The sequence below is a fragment of the Streptomyces lothianensis genome (assembly GCF_047779955.1).
Classification (GTDB): domain Bacteria; phylum Actinomycetota; class Actinomycetes; order Streptomycetales; family Streptomycetaceae; genus Streptomyces.
This window is the reverse complement of sequence record NZ_JBLMKT010000037.1, coordinates 113,117-138,430: the sequence shown is the minus strand read 5'-3', so window position 1 is coordinate 138,430 and position 25,314 is coordinate 113,117. Positions and strand designations below refer to the sequence as shown.

The window sequence follows — 25,314 nt, the reverse complement described above, 5'->3', positions numbered from 1 at the left end:
CGTAGACTGGCGTACGTGAGTGAGCTGCCCCCGCCCGACAACGACCCCTCCGACGACGCCGACGGCCTGCCCGAAGGCTTCTCCGAGGGGCTCCCCGACGACTTCGACGAGATCATCGCCTCCGAGACGGACCGCGATCCCGACCTGGCGGTGATCGAGGCGGGCAGCCGCACCCTGCGCACCCAGGCGGGCCCGCCCGCCGCCGACATCCCGGCCCGCCCCGAGGATCCCGAGCTCGACAAGGCGCTGCGCGCCGTCGAGACGGAGCTGGCCTCGCGCTGGGGCGAGACCAAGCTGGAGCCGTCGGTCAGCCGGATCAAGGCGCTGATGGACGTGCTCGGCGACCCGCAGCGCGCCTACCCGTCGATCCACCTCACGGGCACCAACGGCAAGACGTCCACGGCCCGCATGATCGAGGCCCTGCTCTCCGCCTTCGAACTGCGCACCGGCCGCTACACCTCGCCGCACGTGCAGTCCGTCACCGAGCGCATCTCACTCGACCAGGCCCCGATCTCCGCCGAGCGCTTCATCGAGACGTACGAGGACATCAAGCCGTACGTCGAGATGGTCGACGCCCAGCAGGAGTACCGCCTCTCGTTCTTCGAGGTCCTCACCGGCATGGCCTACGCGGCCTTCGCGGACGCGCCCGTCGACGTGGCCGTCGTCGAGGTCGGCATGGGCGGCAGCTGGGACGCCACCAACGTGATCGACGCGGACGTCGCGGTCGTCACCCCCATCGACCTCGACCACACCGACCGCCTCGGCGAGAGCCACGGCGAGATCGCCGCCGAGAAGGCCGGGATCATCAAGCAGGGCGCCACGGTGATCCTCGCCCAGCAGCCCGTGGACGCCGCCCAGGTGCTCCTGAAGAAGTCCGTCGAGGTCGATGCGACCGTCGCGCGCGAGGGCCTCGAATTCGGGGTCGGCTCACGGCAGCTCGCGGTCGGCGGCCAGATGCTGAGTCTGCGCGGACTCGGCGGCGAGTACGAGGACGTCTTCCTGCCGCTGCACGGCGCGCACCAGGCGCACAACGCGGCGGTCGCGCTCGCCGCGGTCGAGGCCTTCTTCGGGGTCGGTGCGGCCCGCAGCGAACCGCTCGACATCGACGTCGTCCGCAAGGCCTTCGCGCAGGTTTCCTCGCCCGGCCGCCTGGAGCTCGTCCGCTCCTCGCCGACCGTGCTGCTCGACGCCGCGCACAATCCGGCGGGCGCCCGGGTCACCGCCCAGGCGATCGGTGAGGTCTTCGAGTTCAGCCGGCTCGTCGGCGTCGTCGGCGCGAGCGGCGACAAGGACGTCCGCGGGTTCCTGGAGGCCTTCGAGCCGGTGTTCGCGGAGATCGTCGTCACGCAGAACTCCACGCACCGCGCCATGGACGCCGATGCGCTCGCGGCCGTCGCCGTCGAGGTCTTCGGCGAGGACCGCGTCCAGGTGGAACCGCGGCTCGACGACGCGCTCGAAGCGGCCATCACCCTGGCCGAGGAAGAGGGCGAGTACGCCGGTGGCGGTGTGCTCGTGACCGGTTCCGTCATCACCGTCGGCGAGGCCCGACTGCTTCTGGGGAGGGGCTGACACCCGATGCGTACGCTCTGTGCTTCCACCCTGATCGGCGAGTTCTTCGTCATCGGTTTCGCCGGTCTGGTCGCCATGAAGGAGCCGGACCTCTCGCAGGGCGCGGTCTGGACCGTCTGCGGCATCGCGATGGCCCTGACCGTGCTGCTCTGCGGCATGATCACCCGCCCCGGCGGCGTACAGCTGGGCTGGGCGCTGCAGATCGCCCTGATCGCCTCGGGTTTCGTCGTCCCGACGATGTTCTTCCTCGGCGCCTGCTTCGCGGTGCTCTGGGGTGTGTCGGTGCACTTCGGCCGGAAGATCGACGAGGCGAAGGCGCGGTTCGCCGCGCAGCAGGACGGGGCGATCGCTGACGCAGCGTGACCTGTACGGGGTGGGTTCGTTGCGTGTGATGGGCGCCCGGCCCAGCGGCCCGTGGTCCCCGGCCTACGGGGTTGGTCCCGGCTTTCCCTTGTGCTCGCCGTGATGCTGATCGTGGTCCCCGCGCACGCGGGGTTACAGGGGCCGGGTCGGGCGCCCTCCGATGAGCTTGTAGCCTCGGTCTACTGCACCCGTTGCCTGCAAGGAGCCGCACACCATGTCCCAGCGCACTCTCGTCCTCCTGAAGCCCGACGCTGTTCGTCGGTCGCTCGTCGGCGAGATCATCAGCCGTATCGAGCGCAAGGCCGACTGGCGGATCACGGCGCTGGAGCTGCGCAACCTCGACCGTGCGATCCTCGAACAGCACTACGCCGAGCACGTGGGGCGACCGTTCTACGAGCCGCTCGTCGCCTTCATGTCCTCCGGTCCTGTCGTCGCGCTGGTCGTCGAGGGCGAGCGGGTCATCGAGGGCGTCCGCGCGCTCGCCGGTCCCACCGACCCGATCGCCGCCGCCCCCGGTTCGATCCGCGGTGACTTCGGCACCATCGTGCGCGAGAACCTGATCCACGCCTCGGACTCCGAGGAGTCCGCCGAGCGCGAGCTGAAGATCTTCTTCCCGGGCCGCGCCTGAGCGAGCCAGGACGCGAGCGGGCCAGGACGTGAGCGAGTCCGGGCGCGAGCGGGCCCGGCCCGTAGCCGAGCCCGAGCCCGCAGACGGGCACGCCCGCACGCATACCCGCATGAAAGGGACGGCCGCCGAATGCGCGGCCGTCCCTTTGGCATATGCGAGCCGATTGGGGGAACGCATCCTTCCGTCGGCTCGTCCCCATTAGCGGGACGGCGCAGCGTCTGCTGACAATGGCGAAGACCCCCGCACCGTGTTCGTGCAGGCGAGACTACGATGGTGCCTCACGCCACAGTGCCCACCGCGCCGACCTGACAAGCCGCCAACGCACGTTCTGGGAAGGCCAGACGCTCCTGATGGGAACCAATATGTCGTTCATCGGCCGTGACATGGCTGTCGACCTCGGGACCGCCAACACGCTGGTGTACGTCAGGGGCCGAGGGATCGTACTCAACGAGCCGTCCGTGGTCGCCATCAACACGAACACCGGCGGGATCCTCGCGGTCGGCGCCGAGGCGAAGAAGATGATCGGCCGCACCCCTGGCAACATCGTCGCGGTCCGCCCGCTCAAGGACGGTGTGATCGCGGACTTCGAGATCACCGAGCGAATGCTCCGCTACTTCATCCTCAAGATCCACAAGCGCCGCTATCTGGCCCGCCCGCGCGTGGTCGTCTGTGTGCCGAGCGGCATCACGGGCGTGGAGCGCCGCGCCGTCATCGAGGCCTCCACCCAGGCCGGTGCGCGCCAGGTGCACATCATCGAGGAGCCGATGGCCGCGGCGATCGGCTCGGGTCTGCCGGTCCATGAGGCCACCGGCAACATGGTGGTGGACATCGGCGGCGGCACCACGGAGGTCGCCGTGATCTCCCTGGGAGGAATCGTCACGGCACAGTCGATCCGGGTGGCGGGCGACGAGCTGGACAACGCGATCATCCAGCACATCAAGAAGGAGTACAGCCTCCTCCTCGGTGAGCGCACCGCCGAACAGATCAAGATCACGATCGGTTCGGCCTACGACATCGACGACGACCAGCACACCGAGATCCGCGGCCGTGACCTGGTCTCGGGCCTGCCCAAGACCGTGGTGATCTCCGCGGCCGAGGTGCGCAAGGCCATCGAGGAGCCGGTCAACGCGATCGTGGACGCGGTCAAGACCACCCTGGACAAGTGCCCGCCGGAGCTCTCCGGCGATGTGATGGACCGCGGCATCGTCCTCACCGGCGGCGGCGCCATGCTGCGCGGCCTCGACGAGCGGCTGCGCCGCGAGACCGGCATGCCCATCCACATCGCCGAGGACCCGCTGGACTCGGTGGCGCTCGGCTCCGGCAAGTGCGTCGAGGAGTTCGAGGCGCTGCAACAGGTGCTCGACGCGGCGCCGCGCAGATGACGTAATTCCCGACGATCCGCCGTACGAGGCTGCGACTTCGTACGGCGGATCGTTGATATTGAGGCAACAGGCAACAACAGGTAAAAGGCAAGACAACCATTCCGACGAGGAAGGCACGGCCGCCGCACGTGAGGGACACACGAGAGAGCCGGCTGCTCCTGGTGCTGCTGATCGCCATCGCGTTCGCGCTGATCACGGTGGACATCAGAGGGGGCGAGCAGTCGCCGGTCGACGGTGCCCGGCGGGCCGCCGCCACCGTATTCGGCCCGGTGGAGAACGGGGTCTCGGCCGCCGTCGACCCGATCGGCAACGCCATACAGGCCATCCGCGAGTCCGGCGACCGCCACGACCGGATCAGCGAACTCGAGCGCGAGAACGCGGCCCTGAAGACCGAACTCGGCAGCGACGAGCGCAACCGCAGCAAGGTCCGCCAGCTCGACAAGCTGCTCAGGACGGCCGGGGCAGGCCAGTACGGCATCAAGGGCGCGCAGGTCATCGCCATAGGAGCGGCTCAGGGTTTCTCCTGGACCGTGACCATCGACGCCGGTGAGAACGACGGCATCCGGCGCGATATGACCGTGCTCAGCGGAGACGGTCTCGTCGGCCGCGTCACCACCGTGGGCCCCACCACGGCCACCGTGCTGCTCGCCACCGATCCCGACTTCACCGTCGGCACCCGCATGGAGTCCACCGACGAACTCGGCTTCGCCAAGGGCCAGGGCGACCGTCCGCTGTCGGTGCAGATGCTCAACGGCAAGGCCAAGGTGAAGAAGGGCGACCGGATGGTCACCTTCGGCTCGCAGGGCGGCAAGCCCTTCGTGCCGGGTGTGCCGATCGGCGAGGTCGTCAGGGTCGACCCCTCGGACGGCGGCCTGACCCGTACCGTGCACCTCAAGCCGTATGTCGCCTTCACCCAGCTCGACATCGTCGGCGTCGTCGTGCAGGCCCCGCGCACCGACCCGCGCGACAAGGTGCTGCCCGAGCCGCCGAAGGCCAAGCCGACGCCCACCGTGACCGTGACGGTGACCCCGGGCGTGAACGGCGAGAACGGCCAGTTCGCGCCGCAGGGCGAGTACGAGCAGCGCGCGTCCGACGTCGGCGAGGGCGCGGCGGGCGAGGACCCCGCGGCGGGCGAGGAGCCCGCACCCGCGGACACCCGGGCGCCCGACGCCCGACGGAACGACCAGGAGTAACTGCCATGCGCTTCAACCGGATGCTCCTGTCGACGACCCTGGTCGTCGTCGCGCTCGTCATCCAGGTCAGCGTGCTCGCCCGGCTCCACCTGCCCGGCGCGGTCCCCGACCTGCTGCTGCTCACCGTTCTCGGTCTCGCTCTGGTGTACGGGCACGTCGGCGGCTGCCTCGTCGGCTTCGGCGCGGGCCTGCTCGTCGACCTCGCCCCGCCCGCCGACCACGCCGCGGGCCGCTACGCCCTCGTGCTCTGCGTGATCGGCTACCTCGCCGGTCTCGTACGCCCGGAGAAGGGCCAGGTCCGCAGCGCCACCGGACCGATGCTGGTCGTGGTCTGTGCCGCCCTCGGCTCCACGCTTCTGTACGCGGGGGTGGGTACCCTCGTGGGAGACACCGCCGCACGCCATGTCGGCCTCGGCGGACTGCTGTTCACCGCCGCGCTCTACGACCTGCTGCTCGCCCCGTTCGTCGTACCGGCCGTGATGTGGCTGGCCCGGCGCGCCGAGAACGACCCGCTCGCCGAAACCGGCGGCGCCTCCGGCAAGGCCGACGCGGCCACCGGCTGGCTCGCCTCCGGCACGGGCCTGCGGATCGGCCGCCAGCGCGGCGGACCGCGGATGAGGACGGGCAAGGCCAGGCTCGCCAGGGCCGGACGCATCAAGGGGGTCAAGCGCCTGTGACCAACATTCCGGAGACCGGACGCACCCCCCGGGTGCAGATCCGGCTCGTCATCCTGCAGATCCTCGTCCTCTCGCTGCTGCTCACCCTCGGCGGCCGCCTCTGGTACCTGCAGATCCGCAACGGCGAGGAGTACGCGGACGAGGCCAACGGCAACCACGTCCAGCGCGTCGTCCAGCCCGCCGTGCGAGGCTCCATCCTCGACGCCCGCGGCGTGGCGCTCGCGGACAACGAGACCCGCCTCGTGGTCTCCGCCTCGCGCACCGAACTCCTGAAGATGAAGGACGACGGGGACGCGGTCCTCACCCGGCTCGCCGATGTCCTCGGCATGACGCCCAAGGAGGTCGCCGAGAAGGTCCGCCTCTGCAACGCCGAGACCCCGCAGCCCTGCTGGAACGGTTCGCCGTACCAGCCGATCCCCATCACCGACGAGGCCACCGCCCAGCAGGCCCTGCAGATCCGCGAGCGCGCCGAGGACTTCCCCGGCATCACCGCCGAACCCATGGCCGTACGCCGCTACACCGCACCCGGCAGCGCGAAGACCTCCCAGGTCCTCGGCTATCTCTCTCCCGTCACCGACGAGGAGATCCAGGCCGCCAAGGACACCGATGCGCCGTATCTGCGCAGCGACCAGGTCGGCCGCTCCGGCCTGGAGCGCGTCTACGACCGGCAGCTGCGCGGCACCGCCGGCGTCACCGCCTACGAGGTCGACAAGCTCGGCCGCGTCATGGGCGAGACGCAGGCCGTGGCCCCCGTGCCCGGCTCGAACCTCGTCACCAGCATCGACGCACGCGTGCAGCGCGTCGCCGAGTACGAGCTCAACGAGGCGATGAAGGCCGCCCGCCTGGTCCACGACACCAACACCGGCGAGAACTACAAGGCCGACTCGGGCGCCGTCGTCGTGATGGAGTCGAAGACGGGCCGCGTCGTCGCCATGGCCTCCAACCCGGACTACGACCCCAACGCCTGGGTCGGCGGCATCTCCGGCAAGGACTACGCCAAGCTGACCAGCAAGAAGTCCAACTACCCGCTGCTCAACCGGGCCATCCAGGGCCAGGCCGCCCCCGGCTCGATCTTCAAGGTCATCCCGACCACCGCGGCCGTCAACGCCGGATACCGGTTCAACGACCGCTACCCCTGCCCCAGTTCGTACTCGATCGGCGGCCAGACCTTCACCAACTACAAGTCCCAGGGCCACGGCATGATCACCCTCGGCCAGGCGCTGGAGGTCTCCTGCGACACCGTCTACTACAAGCTCGCCCACGAGCAGTGGAAGAAGGACGGCGGCACCAAGCCGAAGAAGAATGCCAAGGACTGGTTCTTCGAGACCGCCCACGCGTTCGGCCTCGGCGAGAAGACCGGCATCGACCTGCCCAGCGAGGTCTCCGGCCGCGTCCCCGACCGCCAGTGGAAGAAGGACTACTGGAAGGCCAACAAGGACGTCTGGTGCAAGCAGGGCAAGAAGAACGGCGACTACGTCGAGCGCATCGCGTACGAGAACTGCCTCGAAGGCATGAACATGCGCGCCGGTGACACCGTCAACTACTCGATCGGCCAGGGCGACACGCTCGTCACCCCGATCCAGATGGCCACCATCTACGCGGCCATCTCCAACGGCGGCACGCTCTACGACCCCACCGTCGGCAAGGCCGTCATCAGCCCCGACGGCAAGCGCATCGAGGAGATCAAGCCCAAGGCACACGGCAAGCTGCCGATGAGCGCCAAGACGCAGAAGCTGATAGACGGTGCCCTCGAAGGGGTCGCCACCCGCGGCACCGCCTCCTGGCGGTTCGGTGGCTGGCCGCAGGACAAGATCCCGATGCACGCCAAGACGGGCACCGCCGAGGTCTACGGCAAGCAGACCACCTCGTGGTTCGCCACGTACACCAAGGACTACACGATCGTGATGACCATCTCCCAGGGTGGTACGGGCTCCGGCGCCTCCGGTCCCGCCGTGCGCAACATCTACAACGCGATGTACGGGCTCGACATGGAAGGCAACCAGGACCTCAAGAAGGCCCTGCTGCCCAAGCCGCAGAAGTCCCTGCCCAAGATCCAGTCCGACGGCTCCATCGACGCGCCCAAGATCAAGCCGTACCGCCCGGGCGGCGAGGAGGAGAAGGAGGACGGGCAGCAGCTCGCCGCCGCGCTCGCCGCGGGGAGGCGCGACTGATGGGCGGCTTCTCCGTCTCCGGCTACGGGCCCGAGCGCACCACCCTGTCCAAGCTGTTCGCGCGTGACTCGCTCGCCCGGCGCCTCGACTGGCCGATACTGTTCGCCACGCTCGCCCTCTCGATGATCGGTTCGGCCCTGGTCTACTCGGCCACCCGCAACCGCACCGAACTCGTCGGCGACGACCCGTACGCCTTCGTGTTCAAGCACGTCCTGAACATCGGCATCGGCTTCGGGCTGATGATCGCCACGGTCTGGCTCGGGCACCGCACCCTGCGCACCGCCGTGCCCATCCTGTACGGGCTCTCGGTCTTCCTGGTGCTGCTCGTGCTCACCCCGCTCGGCACCACCATCAACGGCGCACACGCGTGGCTCGACCTCGGCGGGCTCTCGCTGCAGCCGAGCGAGTTCGTGAAGATCACGATCATCCTCGGGATGGCGATGCTGCTCGCCGCGCGGGTGGACGCCGGCGACCGCGAGTACCCCGACCACCGCACCGTCCTCCAGGCCCTCGGCCTGGCCGCCGTGCCGATCATGGTCACGATGATGATGCCCGACCTCGGCTCCGTCATGGTCATGGCGATGATCGTCCTCGGCGTGCTGCTCTCCTCCGGAGCCTCCAACCGCTGGATCCTCGGCCTGCTCGGCGCGGGAGCGGGCGGCGCGCTCGCCGTCTGGCAGCTCGGTGTCCTCGACGACTACCAGATCGCCCGTTTCGCCGCCTTCGCCAACCCCGCGCTCGACCCCTCCGGCGTCGGCTACAACACCAACCAGGCACGGATCGCCATCGGCTCCGGCGGCCTGACCGGCGCCGGGCTCGGCAACGGCTCGCAGACCACCGGACAGTTCGTGCCCGAGCAGCAGACCGACTTCATCTTCACCGTCGCCGGCGAGGAACTCGGCTTCCTCGGCGCCGGACTGATCATCCTGCTGCTCGGTGTGGTCCTGTGGCGTGCCTGCCGCATCGCCCGCGAGACCACCGAGCTGTACGGGACGATCGTGGCCGGCGGGATCATCGCCTGGTTCGCCTTCCAGTCCTTCGAGAACATCGGGATGACCCTCGGCATCATGCCGGTCGCCGGTCTGCCGCTGCCGTTCGTCTCCTACGGCGGCACCTCGATGTTCGCGGTGTGGATCGCGATCGGGCTGCTCCAGTCGATCCGGGTGCAGCGGCCGATGTCGGCGTAGGGCGGTCTGTCCGGCGGCATGATGCGCCGGACAGACCCTGGGGGGATGCGGGCACCCTGGTTCGGGTCGCGGTTCGCGTCTAGATTCGGTTTATGGCGGAGACGAAGCGCGAGATCGAGCGGAAGTACGAAGCCACTGGAGCCACCGGGGCTACTGGAGCCACCGGGGCCACTGGAGCAACTGGGGCCGGCGGAGCCGGGGCGGCCGGTGACCTGCCGAACCTGGCGAAGGTCAAGGGCGTCTCGTACGTCCTCGACAAGGGGCACACCGCACTCGACGCCACCTACTACGACACCCCCGACCTCCGCCTCGCCGCCGCCTCCCGCACCCTGCGCCGCCGCACCGGAGGCGACGACGAGGGCTGGCACCTCAAGCTCCCCGTCGCCGACGGCGTACGCGACGAGGTGCGCGCCCCGCTCTCCGACTCCGTGCCCCGCGCGCTCGCGGGCCTCGTCCGTTCCCGGACCCGCGGCCAGGAGCTGATACCGGTCGTCCGGCTGCGCTCCGACCGTGCCGTACGCCACCTGCTCGACGCCGACGGAACCCTGCTCGCCGAGGTCTCCACCGACACCGTGCGGGCCGACCGGCTCACCGACGGCGGCGGCAGTGCGGCCTGGACCGAGATCGAGGTCGAGCTCGCCGACGGCATCGACCCGGCCTTCCTCGACAAGGTCGAAAAACGCCTCCGCAAGGCCGGGATCCGGCCCGCCGCGGCCCCCTCCAAACTCGCCCGCGCCCTCGCCGAGACCGGCCCGCCCGCCGTCCCCGCACCCGCCGCACCGCCCCGGCCGCCCGCCACCGCCGGCGAACACCTCCTCGCCTATCTGCGCACCCAGCGCGACGCCCTCGTCGCCCTCGACCCCGCGGTACGCCAGGACGTGCCCGACTCCGTGCACCAGATGCGCGTCGCCACCCGCCGCATGCGCAGCGCCTTCCGTTCGTACGGAAAGCTCCTCGACCGCACCGTCACCGACCCCGTCGGCGAGGAACTCAAGTGGCTCGCCGGTGAACTGGGCCTCGACCGGGACCGCGAAGTCCTCACCGAACGCATCCACACCGCCGTCGCCGGGCTGCCCCGGCAGCTCGCGCCCGGCCCCGTACGCACTCGGCTGCGCACCTGGTCGGCGGCGCGCAGGCAGGGCACCAAACGGCATGTCACCGCCGTACTCGACGGCAGGCGCTACCTCGCCCTGCTCGACACCCTCGACGCGCTCCTGGCCGAGCCGCCCCTGCTGCGCGCGGCCGCCAAGGCGCCGGCCGCCGCCCTGCCGAAGGCGGTCCTGCGTGACTACCGCAGGCTCGCCGGCCACGTACAGCAGGCCCTCGACGTGCCCGCCTCGCCCGAGCGCGATCTCGCGATCCACGAGGCCCGCAAGAAGGCCAAGCGCACCCGGTACGCGGCCGAGGCCGCTGCCCCTGCGCTCGGCAAGCCGGCCAAGAACCTCGTCTCGTACATGAAGGAACTCCAGGGACTCCTCGGCGAGCACCAGGACAGCGTGATGTGCCGCCGGGCCCTGCGCGAGATCGCCGTTCAGGCCCACGCGGCCGGCGAGAGCTCCTTCACCTACGGCCTGCTGTACGGCCGCGAGGAGCGGATCGCTGCGGACTGCGAGCGCGCGCTGCCCGCCATGAGCCCCGATAAGCACCCCGAATACGCCCATGACCTGGGCGAAGCCAGGTAGACGCACGGGACGGGTTAGTCTGGAGGGTCACCCCTGCCAGCTCATCGAAGGTCTCCGTGATGTCTGTCGAGTCCGTCTTCCCCCAGCTTGAGGCGCTCCTGCCGCATGTGCAGAAGCCCATCCAGTACGTGGGTGGAGAGCTGAACTCCACCGTCAAGCCGTGGGACGCGTGCGACGTCCGCTGGGCGCTGATGTACCCGGACGCGTACGAGGTGGGTCTGCCCAACCAGGGCGTCATGATCCTCTACGAGGTCCTCAACGAGCGCGAGGGTGTGCTCGCCGAGCGCACCTACAGCGTCTGGCCGGACCTCGAGGAGCTGATGCGCGAGCACCAGGTCCCGCAGTTCACCGTCGACTCGCACCGGCCGGTGAAGGCCTTCGACGTTTTCGGCCTGTCCTTCTCCACGGAGCTGGGCTACACCAACATGCTCACGGCCCTCGACCTCGCGGGCATCCCGCTGGAGTCGAAGGACCGCACGGTCGAGGACCCGATCGTCCTCGCGGGCGGCCACGCGGCCTTCAACCCCGAGCCGATCGCGGACTTCATCGACGCGGCGATCATCGGCGACGGCGAGCAGGCCGTGCTCGACATGACCGAGATCATCCGCGGCTGGAAGGCCGAGGGGCGCCCCGGCGGGCGCGAGGAGGTGCTGCTGCGCCTCGCGAAGACCGGCAGCGTGTACATCCCGGCCTTCTACGATGTCGAGTACCTGCCCGACGGCCGCATCGGCCGCGTCGTGCCGAACCGCTCCGGCGTCCCGTGGCGCGTGTCCAAGCACACCGTCATGGACCTCGACGAGTGGCCCTACCCGAAGCAGCCGCTGGTCCCGCTCGCCGAGACCGTGCACGAGCGGATGTCCGTCGAGATCTTCCGCGGCTGCACCCGCGGCTGCCGCTTCTGCCAGGCCGGCATGATCACGCGCCCCGTGCGGGAGCGAAGCATCACCGGCATCGGCGAGATGGTGGACAAGGGCCTCAAGGCGACGGGCTTCGAAGAGGTCGGCCTGCTCTCCCTGTCCTCCGCGGACCACTCGGAGATCGGCGACGTCGCCAAGGGCCTCGCGGACCGCTACGAGGAGGACAAGATCGGCCTGTCCCTCCCGTCGACCCGCGTGGACGCCTTCAACGTCGACCTCGCCAACGAGCTGACCCGCAACGGCCGCCGCTCGGGCCTCACCTTCGCCCCCGAAGGCGGCTCCGAGCGCATGCGCAAGGTCATCAACAAGATGGTCTCCGAAGAGGACCTCATCCGGACCGTCGCCACCGCCTACGGCAACGGCTGGCGCCAGGTGAAGCTCTACTTCATGTGCGGCCTGCCCACGGAGACCGACGAGGACGTGCTGCAGATCGCGGACATGGCAACCTCCGTGATCGCCAAGGGCCGTGAGGTCTCCGGCAAGAACGACATCCGCGCCACGGTCTCCATCGGCGGCTTCGTGCCCAAGCCCCACACGCCGTTCCAGTGGGCGCCGCAGCTCTCCGCCGAGGAGACCGACGAGCGCCTCGGCAAGCTCCGCGACAAGATCCGCGGCGACAAGAAGTACGGCCGCTCCATCGGCTTCCGCTACCACGACGGCAAGCCCGGCATCGTCGAGGGCCTGCTCTCGCGCGGCGACCGCCGCATCGGCGATGTCATCCGCGCCGTCTACGAGGACGGCGGCCGCTTCGACGGCTGGCGCGAGCACTTCTCGTACGACCGCTGGATGCAGTGCGCCGAGAAGGCCCTGCCGTCGTACGGCGTGGATGTCGCCTGGTACACCACGCGCGAGCGCACCTACGAGGAGGTCCTGCCCTGGGACCACCTGGACTCCGGTCTCGACAAGGACTGGCTGTGGGAGGACTGGCAGGACGCCCTCGACGAGACCGAGGTCGAGGACTGCCGCTGGACGCCGTGCTTCGACTGCGGTGTCTGCCCGGCCATGCAGACGGAGATCCAGGTCGGCCCGACGGGCAAGAAGCTGCTGCCGTTGACGGTGGTGAAGTAGCGGTAGGGCTGTATGGCTTGACTCATAAGCCCCTTGTCACCTTCGGGCGACAGGGGGCTTATATGTTCGGTGACTGGCGGAATGTTTCTGCGCAGGAGTGCGTTGGATATCCTTGGGGGAGGAGGTGGTACGCATGGCGAAGACCGTGATTGATCTCGACGAGGAAGCCCTGGCGCTTGCCGCGGAGGCGCTCGGCACGAAGACGAAGAAGGACACCGTGAACGCGGCGCTGGCCGATATAGGAGCGCGGCTCAAGAGAGAACGGGCGCTTCAGGACCTCATCGCGTTGGACGAGGAGGGGGCTTTCGAAGAGATCAGGGAGCTCGGCTACGCGGAGAGGGTGTGGCAGTAGTGGCACCGGCGGAGCAGTTCCTGATCGACAAGTCCGCCGCCGCGCGCATTCTCAGGCCTGGGATGCGGGACGAGTGGGCTGATGTGCTGCGCGCGGGCCGCGTCTCGATGTGCGAGCCGACTGAGTTCGAGATGCTCTACTCGGCTCGGTCGGTCGCGGACCACGAACGGCTCCGGTCGAGCCTGCGCGCGCTGTACACATGGTGCGCGGTCCCGGACGACGGGTGGCGCCAGGCGCTCGAACTGCAGGAGCAGATGGTGAAGCAGGGGTGCCATCGTGCGGCGGGAGGTGTGGATGTCTTCGTCTCCCTCACCGCCAAGCTGCATGGCCTGACAGTCCTGCACTACGACCGCGACTTCGAGACCATCAAGCGCGTCACCGGCCTCAAGACCCGCTGGCTCGCCGAGCCGGGATCGCTGGACTGAGGGGCCTGGCCTACCGGGGGCCGTGCTGTATCACCGCACGGTGCACCTCGTCGAGGTGGCGGCGCAGGTGCGTGATCCGCTCCTCCCAGGAGGCGTCCGGGGCCATCGGCTCCCGGGGCGGGACCACCCCTCCCGCCTCCGCGAGCCGGGTGCTCAGCTTCGTGATCCGGCGCTCGATCTCGTCGGCCATCTCCCGCTGCCTGGCCTCCGCACGCTCCTGGTGCTTGGCCTTGGCGCGCTCCTGGTACGAGGCCTTCCTGCCCACCGCCGGGTCCGCCGGGTTCACCGGGTCCGCAGGGTTCACCGAACCCGGGTCCGCCGGATCCACCCTGCGGGGGCCGGTCAGACGGCTGAAGACCGCGCCGAGCAGCGTGGGCGTCATGACCAGGGCCAGCCCGCCGAACGGCAGCGCGAACAGCAGGATCGCCAGGATCCCGACGGCGATCAGCGTCCCGCGGTCCGGCTCGCTGCCCACGACGAAGACCACTGAGTCCGAGTCCGGAGCGGGGAAGCCCCGCCCGAGCACGAGCCGCGCGTCCTCGTGGACCTGCTCGGGCTCGCAGTCCGTGCCGTCGGGCAGCTTGATCACGAGCGAGTCGGGGTCGGTCCCGCCGGCACCGGCGGCCTCCTGAGCCCCGTCCGCCGGGACGAACCGCCCGACACAGTATGTGGCGTTCGACTTGTGGTGCTCGCGCTCCCGGAGCACGACCGCCGAGCCCTTGACACCGGCCTGGCCCAGCACGGCATCGGCCCGCTCGGCGGCCTGCCCGAACGCGGCCACGGACGTGAGCACCGCCACGACTCCCACGGCACCGCAGACCAGCCAGATGGTCAGAGCGACCACTGCCGACATCCCGCCGTCGAGGAGCTTCGCGGGCTTGCCGTGCCGTCCCGGCCTTCTCTCTCTGCTCTCTTCGCGCACTGTTTCCCCCGAATACTCGAATGCCCGCGCAGGTTACCGGCCCCGATTGAGTTATCCGCTCGCAACCAACGGGCGCATCCACAGCGGCCCTTGACGCGTCATGACCGGTATGGAAGCCGAGAAGCCCGCCGTCGACCTGGTCAAGGCACCGGGGGAGACACCCGCGCCCGTCGCGTCTCCCGTCGCGCCGCCCGCGTCGCCGCCCGAGGGCTGCATCGCCGCCGCCGTACGGATCCCCGTACGGATCGTCGTGCTGGTCCTCGTCGTGCCCGTACGGATGGCGTGGGACGCGCTGGTGCTCGGCGGGAAGCTGCTGCAGCGGGTGCTGCTGCGGCCCGCAGGCCGGGCGCTCGCCTGGCTGGGACGGGTGCTGTTCGTGGTGCCCGCGGTGTTCCTGTGGCGGCAGATCCTCGTACCGCTCGGGCACGGGCTCGCATGGGCCGGGCGGCTGCTCGGGGCCGGGCTCGGATGGGCCGCGGAGGTGCTGTTCGTACGGTCCTGGGTGGCGCTGTGGCGCTATGTGCTGGTGCCGCTGTGGCGGTATGTGCTCGTCCCGGCGGCCACCGGGCTCGCCTGGCTGGGGCGGGTACTGGTCGTGGCGCCCGCGCTCCTGCTGTACACGCACGTGCTGACGCCGGCCGGCCACGGGCTCGCGTGGCTGGGGCGGCGGCTGCGGCCCGGGCTCCAGTGGGCCGAGCGGAAGCTGGTGACCGGGCTCGTACGGGCCGGGCGGGTGCTCGGGACCGGGGTCGCGGCGGCCGCGCGGGCGCTTGGCGCCGGGCTCCTGTGGACCGCGAAGGCGCTCCTCGTATGGCCGTGGGTGGCGCTGTGGCAATACGTGCTCGCGCCCGCCGGGCGCGGACTGCTCCGGCTCCTTGCCCTGACGGCCACCGGGCTCGGCTGGCTGCTGCGGGTGCTGGTCACCGGACTCGGCTGGGCGCTGCGGGTGCTGGTCCTCGGGCCGCTCGGCTGGCTCTACGCGAACGTCCTCGCGCCGGTCGGACGCGGCACCCTGTGGGCGCTCCGGGGCCTCGGCACCGTGCTGAACTGGACGCTCGTCCTGCTCCTCGTGCCCTTCGTCGCCCTGTGGAAATGGGTGCTCGTGCCCGTCGGCAAGGCGCTCATGGTCGTCGGGCGCGAGACCGGCCACGCGCTGGGGCACGCCTGGCGCATCGCCGGGCGGATCTCGCGCACCGTCGGTCGCGCGCTCGGCACCCTGCTGCGATGGATCTTCGTGGAGCCCGCCCGCTGGGCCTACCGGAATGTCTGCACACCGGTGGGTCATTTCGTACGGGACGCGGTGTGGCGGCCCGCCGCGCGCGCCGCACGGGAAGCGGGCCAGGCGGCACGCAAGGCCTTGTCCACCGCCCGCGAGAGCGCCCGGCAGGCCCGCGCCGACATCCGCCGCATCCTGTTCGGCTCGGCCCGGCGGCAGGCCGAGCCTGCGCCTGTGCGTAGGGCCAGGTCGGAGACTGTACGACGGCGTGAGACCGGTCCCGTACGAGACGTAGAATGACCGCAACCACTGATTGAGAACCCCGACGGCGGGAGTGGGGCCCGCGAGAGCGGCGCCGGATCAGGCGCAAAGAAGGGACTAAGACACTGGGCAAGCGACAGCCCGAAGGCCCGCCGCCCGCACCGGCGGTGCAGCGCATCCGACTGCGCTACACCAAGCGCGGCCGCCTCCGGTTCACCAGCCACCGCGACTTCCAGCGCGCGTTCGAGCGCGCCCTGCGTCGCGCCGAGGTCCCCATGGCGTACTCGGCGGGCTTCACACCGCACCCCAAGGTGTCGTACGCCAATGCCGCGCCCACCGGCACGGGCAGTGAGGCCGAGTACCTGGAGATCGCGCTCACCGAGAAGCGTGACCCGGCGCCGCTCCGCGCCCTCCTCGACGAGTCGCTGCCCGACGGGCTCGACATCACCGAGGCGGTCGAGGCCCGCACCTCGGGTCTCGCGGACCGACTGCAGGCCTCGGTCTGGGAGCTGCGCCTCGACGGCGTGGAGCCCACACAGGCGGAGAACGCCGTGCAGACCTTCCTCGCCGCCGAGACCGTGGAGGTCGGACGGCGCACGAAGAACGGCATGCGCACGTTCGACGCCCGCGCCGCGGTCGCTGATCTGCAGGCGCTCGACGCCCGGGCTGATAGGCCGGGGGCCGGGCCCTGTGCGATACTGCGGCTGGTTGTAAGGCATGCGACGCCTGCCGTACGACCCGACGACGTCCTGTCCGGTCTCCGAGCCGTAGCCGACTTGGTGCCGCCGGTCCCCGCAGCGGTGACCAGGCTGGCCCAGGGGCCCTTCGATGAGGAGTCCGGCACGGTGACCGACCCGCTCGCGCCCGACCGCGAGGCGGCCGCGTCCTCCACCCAAGGGGACGCCGGGCCGACCGCCGCGGCAGCGCAGGGCCAGGCCTGACACAGGCCTGAAGGTCTGACGAAGACCTGGGGAAGGTCCCGCGCAGGGACGGTCGCCGAAGCGCAGCCCTGGTACTCGGGAGCCACCTGGGTCGGGCCGCGCGCCGACCACCAGACTTTTCGCCAGGCCGTACGTACCTCGTACGGAACCGGCGAGACAGACACATACAGCTCCCGTGCGGCGCCCGCGCCTGCCGGACGAGCGGCCCGGTTCTCACCCGGTCCGTGGACGTCAACGGCACCGGCGCGGCGCCCGGGAGCGTGACGGGAGAACCGCCCGCATGCTCGAGCCGAAGAACATCGACGAACCCGGTACGTCCGGGGACGCCGAGAACAACAACACACCCGGCGACAAGCTGCCGCCGCGCCGCCGGCGCCGCGCCGCCTCCCGGCCCGCGGGGCCGCCGGTCGCAGCTGCAGCATCGGACGCGGCGGCCGTGGCGTCCGCCGATGCCGCGGATGCCGTGGCTGTCGCCGGAAACGCCGCCGACAGCGCCGTGGAGACGGCCGCCGAGGAGCCCGCCACCGCCCAGGTGACCGAGGCCGAAGCACCCGCCGAGGAGCCCGCCGCGCCGCCGCGGGCCCGTCGCCGCGCCACCCGGCGGGCATCCGCCCCGGCCGGGGCGCCGAAGGCCGCCGAGCCGGTCGTCGCCGCCCCCGTGGCCGAGGACGCAGCCGTGGAGGACGAGGACGCCGAGGAGAGCGCCGCTGCCGTCGAGCCGGTGACCGAGCCGGTCGCCGAGGAGCCCACGCCGGTTACCGAGGAGCCCGCGCCCCGCGCCCGCACCCGCCGCCGCGCCACCCGCAAGGTCTCGGCCCCCGAGGCCGTCGCGGAGCCCGCCGCCGAGCCCGCCGCGCCCGTACGCGACGAGGCACCCGCCCCCGTATCGGAGCAGGCCGAGCCCGTGGCTCCGGCCACCGACGAGGCCCCGGCGAAGGCCGGCCGTACGCGGCGCCGGGCCACCCGCAAGGCGACCGCTCCGTCGGCCGAGCCCGCCGCGGGCGAGCAGCAGCCGGCCGCGGAGCAGACGCCCGCAGTGGAGGCCGCGAAGGCCGAATCCCCGAAGAGTGAATCGCCGAAGAGCGAGGCCCCGAAGGCCGCCAAGCGCGGGGCCCGGGCCGCCAAGGCCGCGAAGGCCGAGGAGGCCCGCGCCGCCAGGACCGAGGCCCCGGCCGAGAAGGCCGAAGCCGAGGTGCACGCCCCGAAGGCAGAGGTCGCCCCGAAGGCCGCCGAGGACGAGGCCGAGGAGGCGCCCCGCCGGAGCCGTCGCCGTTCGGCCCGCAAGTCCGCCGCGCTCTTCGCCGAGCCCGCCCCCGCCGAGGCCGAGGCCTCGAAGACCGAGGAGGAGCCGCCCGCGAAGTCCGCGCGCCGTCCCGCCGTCGCCGTGTTCCAGGCGCCGGTGTTCACCGAGCCGATGTTCCAGACGCCCGAGCGTGCCGCGGCTGCCGCTGCCGCCGAGGCCGCGGAGTCGGATGAGCCGGAGGAGACGGACGGGACGGAGGAGACGGTCGAAGCCGAGCGCGAGACGCCGGCCGAGGCCCCCGCCGAGGCACCCACCGCTTCGCGCCGTCGCCGTCGCCGCCGCGCCGAGCAGGCTGAGCCCGCTGCCGAGCGGACGCAGGCCCCTCAGGCCGAGGAAGAGGCCGACGAGGAGCCGGAGACCGCCGAGACCGCCGAGGGCGAGTCCGCGGAGGCCGAGTCCGCGGAGGCCGAGGAGGACCAGGGCGGCCGTTCCGGCCGTCGCCGTCGCCGGGGTGGCCGTCGTCGCCGCCGCGGTGAGTCCGCCGATCAGGAAGGCGCCGAGGAGACGGACGAGTCCGTCGCCGAGGACGAGAGCGCCGAAGCCGCCGAGTCCGAGTCCCGCGAGGAGCGCGAGGAGCAGGACGAGCGCGAGGCCGGAGGCTCGGCGAGCAGCCGTCGTCGCCGTCGCCGTCGCCGCCGCGCCGGGGACAGTGCCACGGACACCGAGCCGGGCCAGGGCGACCCGGAGCGCACCGTCGTCAAGGTGCGCGAGCCGCGCGCCAAGAAGGACTCCGAGCCGAGCGACGAGGTGCAGTCCATCAAGGGCTCCACGCGCCTGGAGGCGAAGAAGCAGCGCCGCCGCGAGGGCCGCGAGCAGGGCCGCCGCCGGGTGCCGATCATCACCGAGGCCGAGTTCCTGGCGCGCCGCGAGGCCGTCGAGCGCGTCATGGTGGTACGCCAGCAGGGCGAGCGCACCCAGATCGGCGTCCTCGAGGACAACGTGCTCGTGGAGCACTACGTCAACAAGGAGCAGGCCACCTCGTACGTCGGCAACGTCTACCTGGGCAAGGTCCAGAACGTGCTGCCGTCGATGGAGGCCGCGTTCATCGACATCGGCAAGGGCCGCAACGCCGTCCTGTACGCCGGCGAGGTCAACTTCGAGGCGCTCGGCATGGCCAACGGGCCGCGCCGTATCGAGCACGCCCTGAAGTCCGGCCAGTCCGTCCTCGTGCAGGTCACCAAGGACCCGATCGGTCACAAGGGCGCCCGTCTGACCAGCCAGGTCTCGCTGCCGGGCCGCTACCTCGTGTACGTGCCCGAGGGCTCCATGACCGGCATCAGCCGCAAGCTGCCCGACACCGAGCGCTCGCGCCTGAAGACCATCCTCAAGAAGATCGTCCCCGAGGACGCGGGCGTCATCGTGCGCACCGCCGCCGAAGGCGCGAGCGAGGACGAGCTGCGCCGTGACGTCGAGCGCCTGCAGGCGCAGTGGGCCGACATCCAGAAGAAGTCCAAGCAGATCTCGACCTCCTCGCCGAGCCTGCTCTACGGTGAGCCGGACATGACCGTCCGGGTCGTGCGCGACATCTTCAACGAGGACTTCTCGAAGGTCATCGTCAGCGGTGACGAGGCCTGGGAGACCATCCACGGATACGTCTCGCACGTCGCCCCCGACCTGGCGGACCGCCTGTCGAAGTGGACCTCCGAGGTCGACGTCTTCGCCACGTACCGGATCGACGAGCAGCTCGCCAAGGCCCTTGACCGCAAGGTCTGGCTGCCGTCCGGCGGCTCGCTGGTGATCGACAAGACCGAGGCGATGGTCGTGGTCGACGTCAACACCGGCAAGTTCACCGGTCAGGGCGGCAACCTCGAAGAGACCGTGACGAGGAACAACCTCGAAGCGGCCGAGGAGATCGTGCGCCAGCTGCGGCTGCGCGACCTCGGCGGCATCGTCGTGATCGACTTCATCGACATGGTCCTGGAGTCCAACCGCGACCTGGTCCTGCGGCGCCTGCTCGAATGCCTGGGCCGCGACCGTACGAAGCACCAGGTCGCCGAGGTCACCTCGCTGGGCCTGGTCCAGATGACGCGCAAGCGCGTCGGCCAGGGTCTCCTCGAGTCCTTCTCCGAGACCTGCGTGCACTGCAACGGCCGCGGCGTCATCGTGCACATGGAGCAGGCCACGGCCGCCGGTGGCGGCGGTGGCGGCAAGCGGAGCAAGAAGCGCGGCAAGGGCAGCGCCGAACAGCACGAGCACGTGCACGCCGTGGAGAGCGGTGAGAAGGCGGCTGCCGAGGCCGTCGAGCCGGCCGCCGAGACCGAGGCGGAGGTCGCCGCCGAGGTGGCGGCCCCGGCGAAGCTCGCCGAGCCCGAGTTCCGTCCGGACGAGGAGCTGTACTCCAGCGCCGCGGAGGCCGAGGCCGCTGCTTCCCGGGGCCGTTCGCGGCGCCGGGCCACCCGGAAGGCCTCCGCTCCGGCGGGGTCGCCGAAGGGTGAGGCGAAGAGCGAGCAGCAGCCCAAGGCGCCCGAGCCCGAGCCCGAGGCGGCGAAGGCGGAGCAGCCCAAGGCGGAGCAGCCCAGGGCCGAGGAGCCGAAGGCCGCAGCCGAGCAGGCTGCGCCCGCCGCAACGGCGGCCGAGGTGACCGTGGTGGCCGAGCCAGCCGAGACCGCCGAGCCCAAGGGCCGTACGCGCCGCCGGGCCACCCGGAAGGCCACGGCTCCCGCGGGGGCGCCGAAGCCTGCCGAGGAGACCCCCGCGGTGGCCGAGGCGACCGTCTCCGAGCCGGTCGTGTCCGAGCCCGTACGGGAGGAGCCCGCGGCCCAGCCCGCGGCCGAGCCCGCACCGGCCGCCATGGAGCAGCCCGCAGCGGCGAAGGCCGCCGAGCCCGCCGAGGCATCTGCCGAGAGCGCGGCCCCGGCCCGCCCGCGGCGCCGCGCCGTACGCAGGACCTCCGCGCCGACGACGTCCGCGGACGCCGCCGTCGTGGTCGTACCTTCGACGGAGCCCAAGCCGGCCACCGAGGCACCGGCTCCGTCAGCGGACGAGCCCCAGGCCTCGCCCCGGGGCGAGGCCGAGGCGGCGCAGGAAGAAGCGGCCCCGGCCGCCAAGAAGGCCGCCCGCAAGACGGCCAAGAAGGCCACCGCCAAGAAGGCCGCGACGAAGAAGACCGCCACGGCGAAGAAGACGACGGCCAAGAAGACCACGGCGAAGAAGGCCACCACCAAGAAGGCGGCGACCAAGAAGACCGCGGCGGCGAAGCAGCAGACGCTGCCGTCGGTTTCGGCTTCGACCGAGGACTGACAGGGCTCGCTGATACAGCAACGCGGCCTGTTCCGGCAACTGCGGAGCAGGCCACGTTGCTGTAGTCGGTCCTCCGAGCGTGAACGGGTCCTCTCAGGCGGACCCGGTTTGACCCCCTGACCAGCGCCCCGTAACCTAGAGCGTCGGCGTGTTCCTTGCGCGCCATGTTCTCGTAAACCCTTACCTTCCGGCCCTTCGGTGAACCGACCGGCGTCGGGAGCCTCCCGGTCTCGCTGCCGGGGGAGGCCGCCCTGCGGGTGGCTGGACTGCGAGGACCCGCTTCGAGTCAGAGAGAGTGAGATCCGCGTGTACGCCATCGTGCGCAGCGGTGGTCGCCAGCACAAGGTTGCTGTGGGCGACATCGTTGAGGTTGACAAGATTTCCACCGCCAAGGTCGGCGACACGGTCGAGCTCTCGACCCTGCTGCTGGTCGACGGCGAGGCCGTGACCAGCGACCCGTGGGTGCTGGCCGGCATCAAGGTCCAGGCCGAGGTCGTGGACCACCACAAGGGCGCGAAGATCGACATCCTTCGCTACAAGAACAAGACCGGCTACCGCCGTCGTCAGGGCCACCGCCAGCAGTACACGGCGATCAAGGTCACTGAGATCCCCGCGGCTGCGAAGTAAGGGACTGAGGAGAGATGGCACACAAGAAGGGCGCATCGTCCACTCGGAACGGTCGCGATTCCAATGCTCAGCGGCTCGGTGTGAAGCGCTTCGGCGGTCAGACCGTGAACGCCGGTGAGATCCTGGTCCGCCAGCGCGGCACCCACTTCCACCCGGGCACGGGCGTCGGTCGCGGTGGCGACGACACCCTGTTCGCCCTGCAGGCCGGTGCGGTGCAGTTCGGCACCCACCGTGGCCGCAAGGTCGTGAACATCGTTCCGGCTGCCTGAGCAATCAGGACTCCGTAGAGCGATTCGTCGAAGGCGGACCTTCTTCCCCTGGCGGGAAGCAGGTCCGCCTTTCGCGTGTTAGACGTTAGACACTCCGTACGCATCTGCCGTACCTGCCCTATCTGCCGTATCTGGAGGCACCCCACATGACCACCTTCGTGGACCGCGTCGAGCTGCACATCGCCGCGGGTAGCGGAGGTCACGGCTGTGCCTCCGTGCACCGGGAGAAGTTCAAGCCGCTCGGCGGCCCCGACGGCGGCAACGGCGGGCGCGGCGGCGATGTGATCCTCGCCGTCGACCAGTCCGTGACCACGCTGCTCGACTACCACCACAGCCCGCACCGCAAGGCCACCAACGGCCAGCCGGGCGCCGGCGGCAACCGGGCCGGCAAGGAGGGCCAGGACCTCGTCCTGCCCGTGCCGGACGGCACCGTCGTCCTCGACAAGCAGGGCAAGGTGCTCGCCGACCTGGTCGGGCACGGCACCTCGTACGTGGCCGCCGAGGGCGGCCGCGGCGGACTCGGTAACGCCGCGCTGTCCTCCGCGCGCCGCAAGGCGCCCGGCTTCGCGCTGCTCGGCGAGCCCGGGGACTTCGGCGATATCGTCCTGGAGCTCAAGACCGTCGCGGACGTCGCGCTCGTCGGCTACCCGAGCGCCGGCAAGTCCTCGCTGATCTCGGTGCTCTCCGCCGCCAAGCCGAAGATCGCCGACTACCCCTTCACCACCCTGGTGCCCAACCTCGGTGTGGTGACGGCCGGTTCGACCGTCTACACCATCGCGGACGTCCCCGGCCTCATCCCCGGCGCCAGCCAGGGCAAGGGCCTGGGCCTGGAGTTCCTGCGGCACGTCGAGCGCTGCTCGGTGCTCGTGCACGTCCTGGACACCGCGACCCTCGAATCCGAGCGCGACCCGGTCTCCGACCTCGACATCATCGAGGAGGAGCTGAAGCAGTACGGCGGCCTCGGCGACCGGCCCCGCATGGTCGTCCTCAACAAGATCGACGTGCCCGACGGCAAGGACCTCGCCGAGATGGTCCGCCCTGACCTGGAGGCCCGCGGCTACCGCGTCTTCGAGGTCTCCGCCGTCGCCCGCACCGGCCTCAAGGAGCTGTCGTACGCGCTGGCCGAGGTGGTCGCGGAGGCCCGTGCCGCCAAGCCCGTCGAGGAGGCCACGCGGGTCGTGATCCGGCCGAAGGCCGTGGACGAGAGCGGCTTCACCGTGAAGGCCGAGCAGCTCGACGGCGAGCCGGTGTTCCGCGTACGCGGTGAGAAGCCGGAGCGCTGGGTGCGCCAGACCGACTTCAACAACGACGAGGCCGTCGGCTACCTGGCCGACCGGCTCAACCGCCTCGGCGTCGAGGACGAGCTGATGAAGGCAGGCGCCCGCGCGGGTGACGCCGTCGCGATCGGCCCCGAGGACAACGCGGTCGTCTTCGACTTCGAGCCGTCGATGATGACCGGCGCGGAGATGCTGGGCCGCCGCGGCGAGGACCACCGTTTCGACGCACCGCGGCCGGCGGCGCAGCGACGCTCGGACAAGCAGGCGGCGCGGGACGAGGCGCAGCAGGAGTTCGACGACTTCGAGGCGTTTTGATCCGCGCCGTACTGGCAGGTCCGACACAGATCCATCCATGGCCCGCCGCACAACAGTCCAGGCCTCCGTTCTCGGAGGCCTGGACTGTGGCAGGTGGACGCCCTAGGTGAGTGAGGCTGCCTCGAGGCGTTCCGACGGAACCCCGGAGTGCCGAAGTGTGTCGCTCATGGGGTGCTCTGGTCCCGCGCGGGGCGTTCAGCCTCCTGCCGGAATGCCCACTCCATCTTCGGCTCCGTCACGAACCGGAAGAGGGACCGCACCGGCGAGGTGCACAGAAGGGTGACCGCGGTGGCCGCGACGAGAGAAACAAAGATCATTCCCACTGGCTCGTGCAGCCATCCGTCCCAGGCGTCGTACCAGCCCGCGTAGAGGGCGCCCTTGGCGAGGAAGCCATGGAGGAGGTAGCCGTACAGAGTGCCTGTGCCCAGGGCCGTGAACCAGAGTCTCCGCCTCGGGGTCCAGGCGAGGAAACAGGTGGTCAACAGCATGGCGCAGGCGAAGAGCGCCAGAGCCATGACGATCCCGATCCACGACGGGAAGCCGATCTCCTGAGCGCTGCTGCGGTGGAAGAACCACTCTCGGTCCATCCGCGGTACCGCCCAGTAGGCCGTCAACAGCGCACACACGGTGACCGGTATCGATGCCAGGCGTACCTCGCGGCGTTGAACGAACGCGAAGTGCTCGGGCTTCAGGTGAAGGCCGATGACAAAGTACGGCAGGAACTGGAGCGCGCGCTGGAGATCGAGGTCGTTGCTGATCGAGGGCGACACCGAGGCGAGCACGGAGACGCTCAGTGCGATCGGCACCGGATACCGGACCAGCCGCCACAGGGGTGTGGTCAACCGCCAGATGAACAGTGCGGCCAGGAACCACATCAGATACATGGGGTTGAGGAGACTGAAGGGATGGGTCGGATCGTCGTCCGCCCACCTCTTGTGGAGGGTGTATGCGACCTCGAAGACCAAGTAGGGCACCACTACACCGGTGACCAGCCGCTTGAGCTGGTCGGGCCGCATGGTGAATCCACGCGAGAGGTAACCGGAGATGAGGATGAACGCCGGCATGTGAAAGGCGTAAACCGTCATATACAGTGCGTCTGCTGTCCGGCTGTCGTCGCGGAACGGTTCCCAGGAGTGGGCCACGGCCACGAGGACGATCGCGAGGTACTTGGCGTTGTCGAAGTACGGGTCACGCTGCTTGGCGCGAGACGTGACAGCCGGGACGCCGTTCCGCTCCGTGCGGGGATGCCGTGCCGGGGCGAGGAGCGTCCTTTGCAGCCGTCCGCTGGGATGATGGACCTGCGTCACAGGTTCTCCCATGAGGAACTCG

Annotated in this window: 20 protein-coding genes; 18 read left to right on the top strand and 2 right to left on the bottom strand. The window is 70.6% G+C overall.

Translation table 11 applies throughout. The features are described from left to right. Nucleotides 1-15 precede the first annotated feature (15 nt). The 12 genes from folC (at nt 16) to ACLF6P_RS13020 (ending at nt 13,614) form a co-directional block, all read left to right on the top strand. The gene (gene folC, locus ACLF6P_RS13075; RefSeq protein WP_415950337.1) at nt 16-1,569 is read left to right on the top strand and encodes a bifunctional tetrahydrofolate synthase/dihydrofolate synthase; all 1,554 of its coding nucleotides are present in this window, start codon (nt 16-18) and stop codon (nt 1,567-1,569) included. Between the two features lie 6 nt (nt 1,570-1,575). After that, entirely contained in the window at nt 1,576-1,932 is a 357-nt protein-coding gene (locus ACLF6P_RS13070) for a DUF4233 domain-containing protein (RefSeq protein WP_415950336.1), read from the top strand. 214 nt (nt 1,933-2,146) lie between these two features. Further along, entirely contained in the window at nt 2,147-2,560 is a 414-nt protein-coding gene (ndk, locus tag ACLF6P_RS13065) for a nucleoside-diphosphate kinase (protein ID WP_415950334.1), read from the top strand. A gap of 362 nt (nt 2,561-2,922) precedes the next feature. Further along, a complete protein-coding gene (locus ACLF6P_RS13060) occupies nt 2,923-3,942 on the top strand; it encodes a rod shape-determining protein (protein ID WP_415950496.1) in 1,020 nt (339 codons plus the stop codon). A gap of 128 nt (nt 3,943-4,070) precedes the next feature. After that, on the top strand, nt 4,071-5,135 hold the full coding sequence (gene mreC / locus ACLF6P_RS13055) for a rod shape-determining protein MreC (protein ID WP_415950332.1): 1,065 nt from the start codon (nt 4,071-4,073) through the stop codon (nt 5,133-5,135). A 5-nt stretch (nt 5,136-5,140) separates the two neighbouring features. Continuing rightward, complete coding sequence (gene mreD / locus ACLF6P_RS13050) at nt 5,141-5,812, top strand: rod shape-determining protein MreD (RefSeq protein WP_415950330.1); 672 nt, start codon at nt 5,141-5,143, stop codon at nt 5,810-5,812. Continuing rightward, nucleotides 5,809-7,983, top strand: a complete 2,175-nt coding sequence (mrdA, locus tag ACLF6P_RS13045) for a penicillin-binding protein 2 (protein WP_415950329.1) — start codon at nt 5,809-5,811, stop codon at nt 7,981-7,983. Before mreD ends, mrdA begins: the two co-directional genes overlap by 4 nt. Then, nucleotides 7,983-9,170, top strand: a complete 1,188-nt coding sequence (gene rodA, locus ACLF6P_RS13040) for a rod shape-determining protein RodA (RefSeq protein WP_415950328.1) — start codon at nt 7,983-7,985, stop codon at nt 9,168-9,170. Before mrdA ends, rodA begins: the two co-directional genes overlap by 1 nt. Before the next feature lie 92 nt (nt 9,171-9,262). Beyond that, nucleotides 9,263-10,852 (top strand): CYTH and CHAD domain-containing protein, encoded by a 1,590-nt coding sequence (locus tag ACLF6P_RS13035; RefSeq protein ID WP_415950327.1) that lies wholly within the window; start codon nt 9,263-9,265, stop codon nt 10,850-10,852. A gap of 59 nt (nt 10,853-10,911) precedes the next feature. Then, a complete protein-coding gene (locus ACLF6P_RS13030) occupies nt 10,912-12,837 on the top strand; it encodes a TIGR03960 family B12-binding radical SAM protein (protein WP_415950326.1) in 1,926 nt (641 codons plus the stop codon). 133 nt (nt 12,838-12,970) lie between these two features. Next, a complete protein-coding gene (locus ACLF6P_RS13025; RefSeq protein WP_415950324.1) occupies nt 12,971-13,189 on the top strand; it encodes a type II toxin-antitoxin system VapB family antitoxin in 219 nt (72 codons plus the stop codon). Further along, a complete protein-coding gene (locus ACLF6P_RS13020; protein WP_415950323.1) occupies nt 13,180-13,614 on the top strand; it encodes a PIN domain nuclease in 435 nt (144 codons plus the stop codon). Before ACLF6P_RS13025 ends, ACLF6P_RS13020 begins: the two co-directional genes overlap by 10 nt. 10 nt (nt 13,615-13,624) lie before the next feature. On the opposite strand, the gene ACLF6P_RS13015 is transcribed toward ACLF6P_RS13020, so the two are convergent. Next, nucleotides 13,625-14,458: a hypothetical protein gene (locus tag ACLF6P_RS13015; RefSeq protein WP_415950321.1), complete on the bottom strand. Its 834-nt coding sequence runs from the start codon at nt 14,456-14,458 to the stop codon at nt 13,625-13,627. A 178-nt stretch (nt 14,459-14,636) separates the two neighbouring features. On the opposite strand from ACLF6P_RS13015, the gene ACLF6P_RS13010 reads away from it, so the two are divergent. The 6 genes from ACLF6P_RS13010 to obgE all read left to right on the top strand — a co-directional run bounded on the left by ACLF6P_RS13010 (nt 14,637) and on the right by obgE (nt 23,985). Beyond that, entirely contained in the window at nt 14,637-16,052 is a 1,416-nt protein-coding gene (locus ACLF6P_RS13010; RefSeq protein ID WP_415950320.1) for a hypothetical protein, read from the top strand. Between the two features lie 128 nt (nt 16,053-16,180). Further along, on the top strand, nt 16,181-16,954 hold the full coding sequence (locus ACLF6P_RS13005; protein ID WP_415950319.1) for a TIGR03936 family radical SAM-associated protein: 774 nt from the start codon (nt 16,181-16,183) through the stop codon (nt 16,952-16,954). Nucleotides 16,955-17,234: 280 nt separating this feature from the next. Further along, on the top strand, nt 17,235-21,497 hold the full coding sequence (locus tag ACLF6P_RS13000; RefSeq protein WP_415950318.1) for an Rne/Rng family ribonuclease: 4,263 nt from the start codon (nt 17,235-17,237) through the stop codon (nt 21,495-21,497). A 306-nt stretch (nt 21,498-21,803) separates the two neighbouring features. After that, the gene (gene rplU, locus ACLF6P_RS12995) at nt 21,804-22,124 is read left to right on the top strand and encodes a 50S ribosomal protein L21 (RefSeq protein ID WP_415950317.1); all 321 of its coding nucleotides are present in this window, start codon (nt 21,804-21,806) and stop codon (nt 22,122-22,124) included. 14 nt (nt 22,125-22,138) lie between these two features. Beyond that, nucleotides 22,139-22,393: a 50S ribosomal protein L27 gene (gene rpmA / locus ACLF6P_RS12990; protein WP_415950316.1), complete on the top strand. Its 255-nt coding sequence runs from the start codon at nt 22,139-22,141 to the stop codon at nt 22,391-22,393. A 146-nt stretch (nt 22,394-22,539) separates the two neighbouring features. Next, nucleotides 22,540-23,985: a GTPase ObgE gene (gene obgE, locus ACLF6P_RS12985; RefSeq protein WP_415950315.1), complete on the top strand. Its 1,446-nt coding sequence runs from the start codon at nt 22,540-22,542 to the stop codon at nt 23,983-23,985. Between the two features lie 164 nt (nt 23,986-24,149). Here the strand turns inward: obgE and ACLF6P_RS12980 are convergent, their stop codons facing one another. Beyond that, nucleotides 24,150-25,133 carry an acyltransferase family protein gene (locus ACLF6P_RS12980; protein WP_415950313.1) on the bottom strand — a complete coding sequence of 328 codons (984 nt, stop codon included), beginning with the start codon at nt 25,131-25,133 and terminating at the stop codon, nt 24,150-24,152. Nucleotides 25,134-25,314: the final 181 nt, after the last annotated feature.

What these genes read in the sequence shown, in the direction of transcription:
- ACLF6P_RS13060 (WP_415950496.1), top strand. Translation starts at nt 2,923, where the DNA reads ATGTCGTTCATCGGCCGTGACATGGCTGTCGACCTCGGGACCGCCAAC.
- ndk (WP_415950334.1), top strand. Translation starts at nt 2,147, where the DNA reads ATGTCCCAGCGCACTCTCGTCCTCCTGAAGCCCGACGCTGTTCGTCGG.
- obgE (WP_415950315.1), top strand. Translation starts at nt 22,540, where the DNA reads ATGACCACCTTCGTGGACCGCGTCGAGCTGCACATCGCCGCGGGTAGC.
- ACLF6P_RS13000 (WP_415950318.1), top strand. Translation starts at nt 17,235, where the DNA reads ATGCTCGAGCCGAAGAACATCGACGAACCCGGTACGTCCGGGGACGCC.
- mreD (WP_415950330.1), top strand. Translation starts at nt 5,141, where the DNA reads ATGCGCTTCAACCGGATGCTCCTGTCGACGACCCTGGTCGTCGTCGCG.
- ACLF6P_RS13035 (WP_415950327.1), top strand. Translation starts at nt 9,263, where the DNA reads ATGGCGGAGACGAAGCGCGAGATCGAGCGGAAGTACGAAGCCACTGGA.
- rodA (WP_415950328.1), top strand. Translation starts at nt 7,983, where the DNA reads ATGGGCGGCTTCTCCGTCTCCGGCTACGGGCCCGAGCGCACCACCCTG.
- ACLF6P_RS13030 (WP_415950326.1), top strand. Translation starts at nt 10,912, where the DNA reads ATGTCTGTCGAGTCCGTCTTCCCCCAGCTTGAGGCGCTCCTGCCGCAT.
- ACLF6P_RS13070 (WP_415950336.1), top strand. Translation starts at nt 1,576, where the DNA reads ATGCGTACGCTCTGTGCTTCCACCCTGATCGGCGAGTTCTTCGTCATC.
- ACLF6P_RS13025 (WP_415950324.1), top strand. Translation starts at nt 12,971, where the DNA reads ATGGCGAAGACCGTGATTGATCTCGACGAGGAAGCCCTGGCGCTTGCC.
- rpmA (WP_415950316.1), top strand. Translation starts at nt 22,139, where the DNA reads ATGGCACACAAGAAGGGCGCATCGTCCACTCGGAACGGTCGCGATTCC.
- ACLF6P_RS13010 (WP_415950320.1), top strand. Translation starts at nt 14,637, where the DNA reads ATGACCGGTATGGAAGCCGAGAAGCCCGCCGTCGACCTGGTCAAGGCA.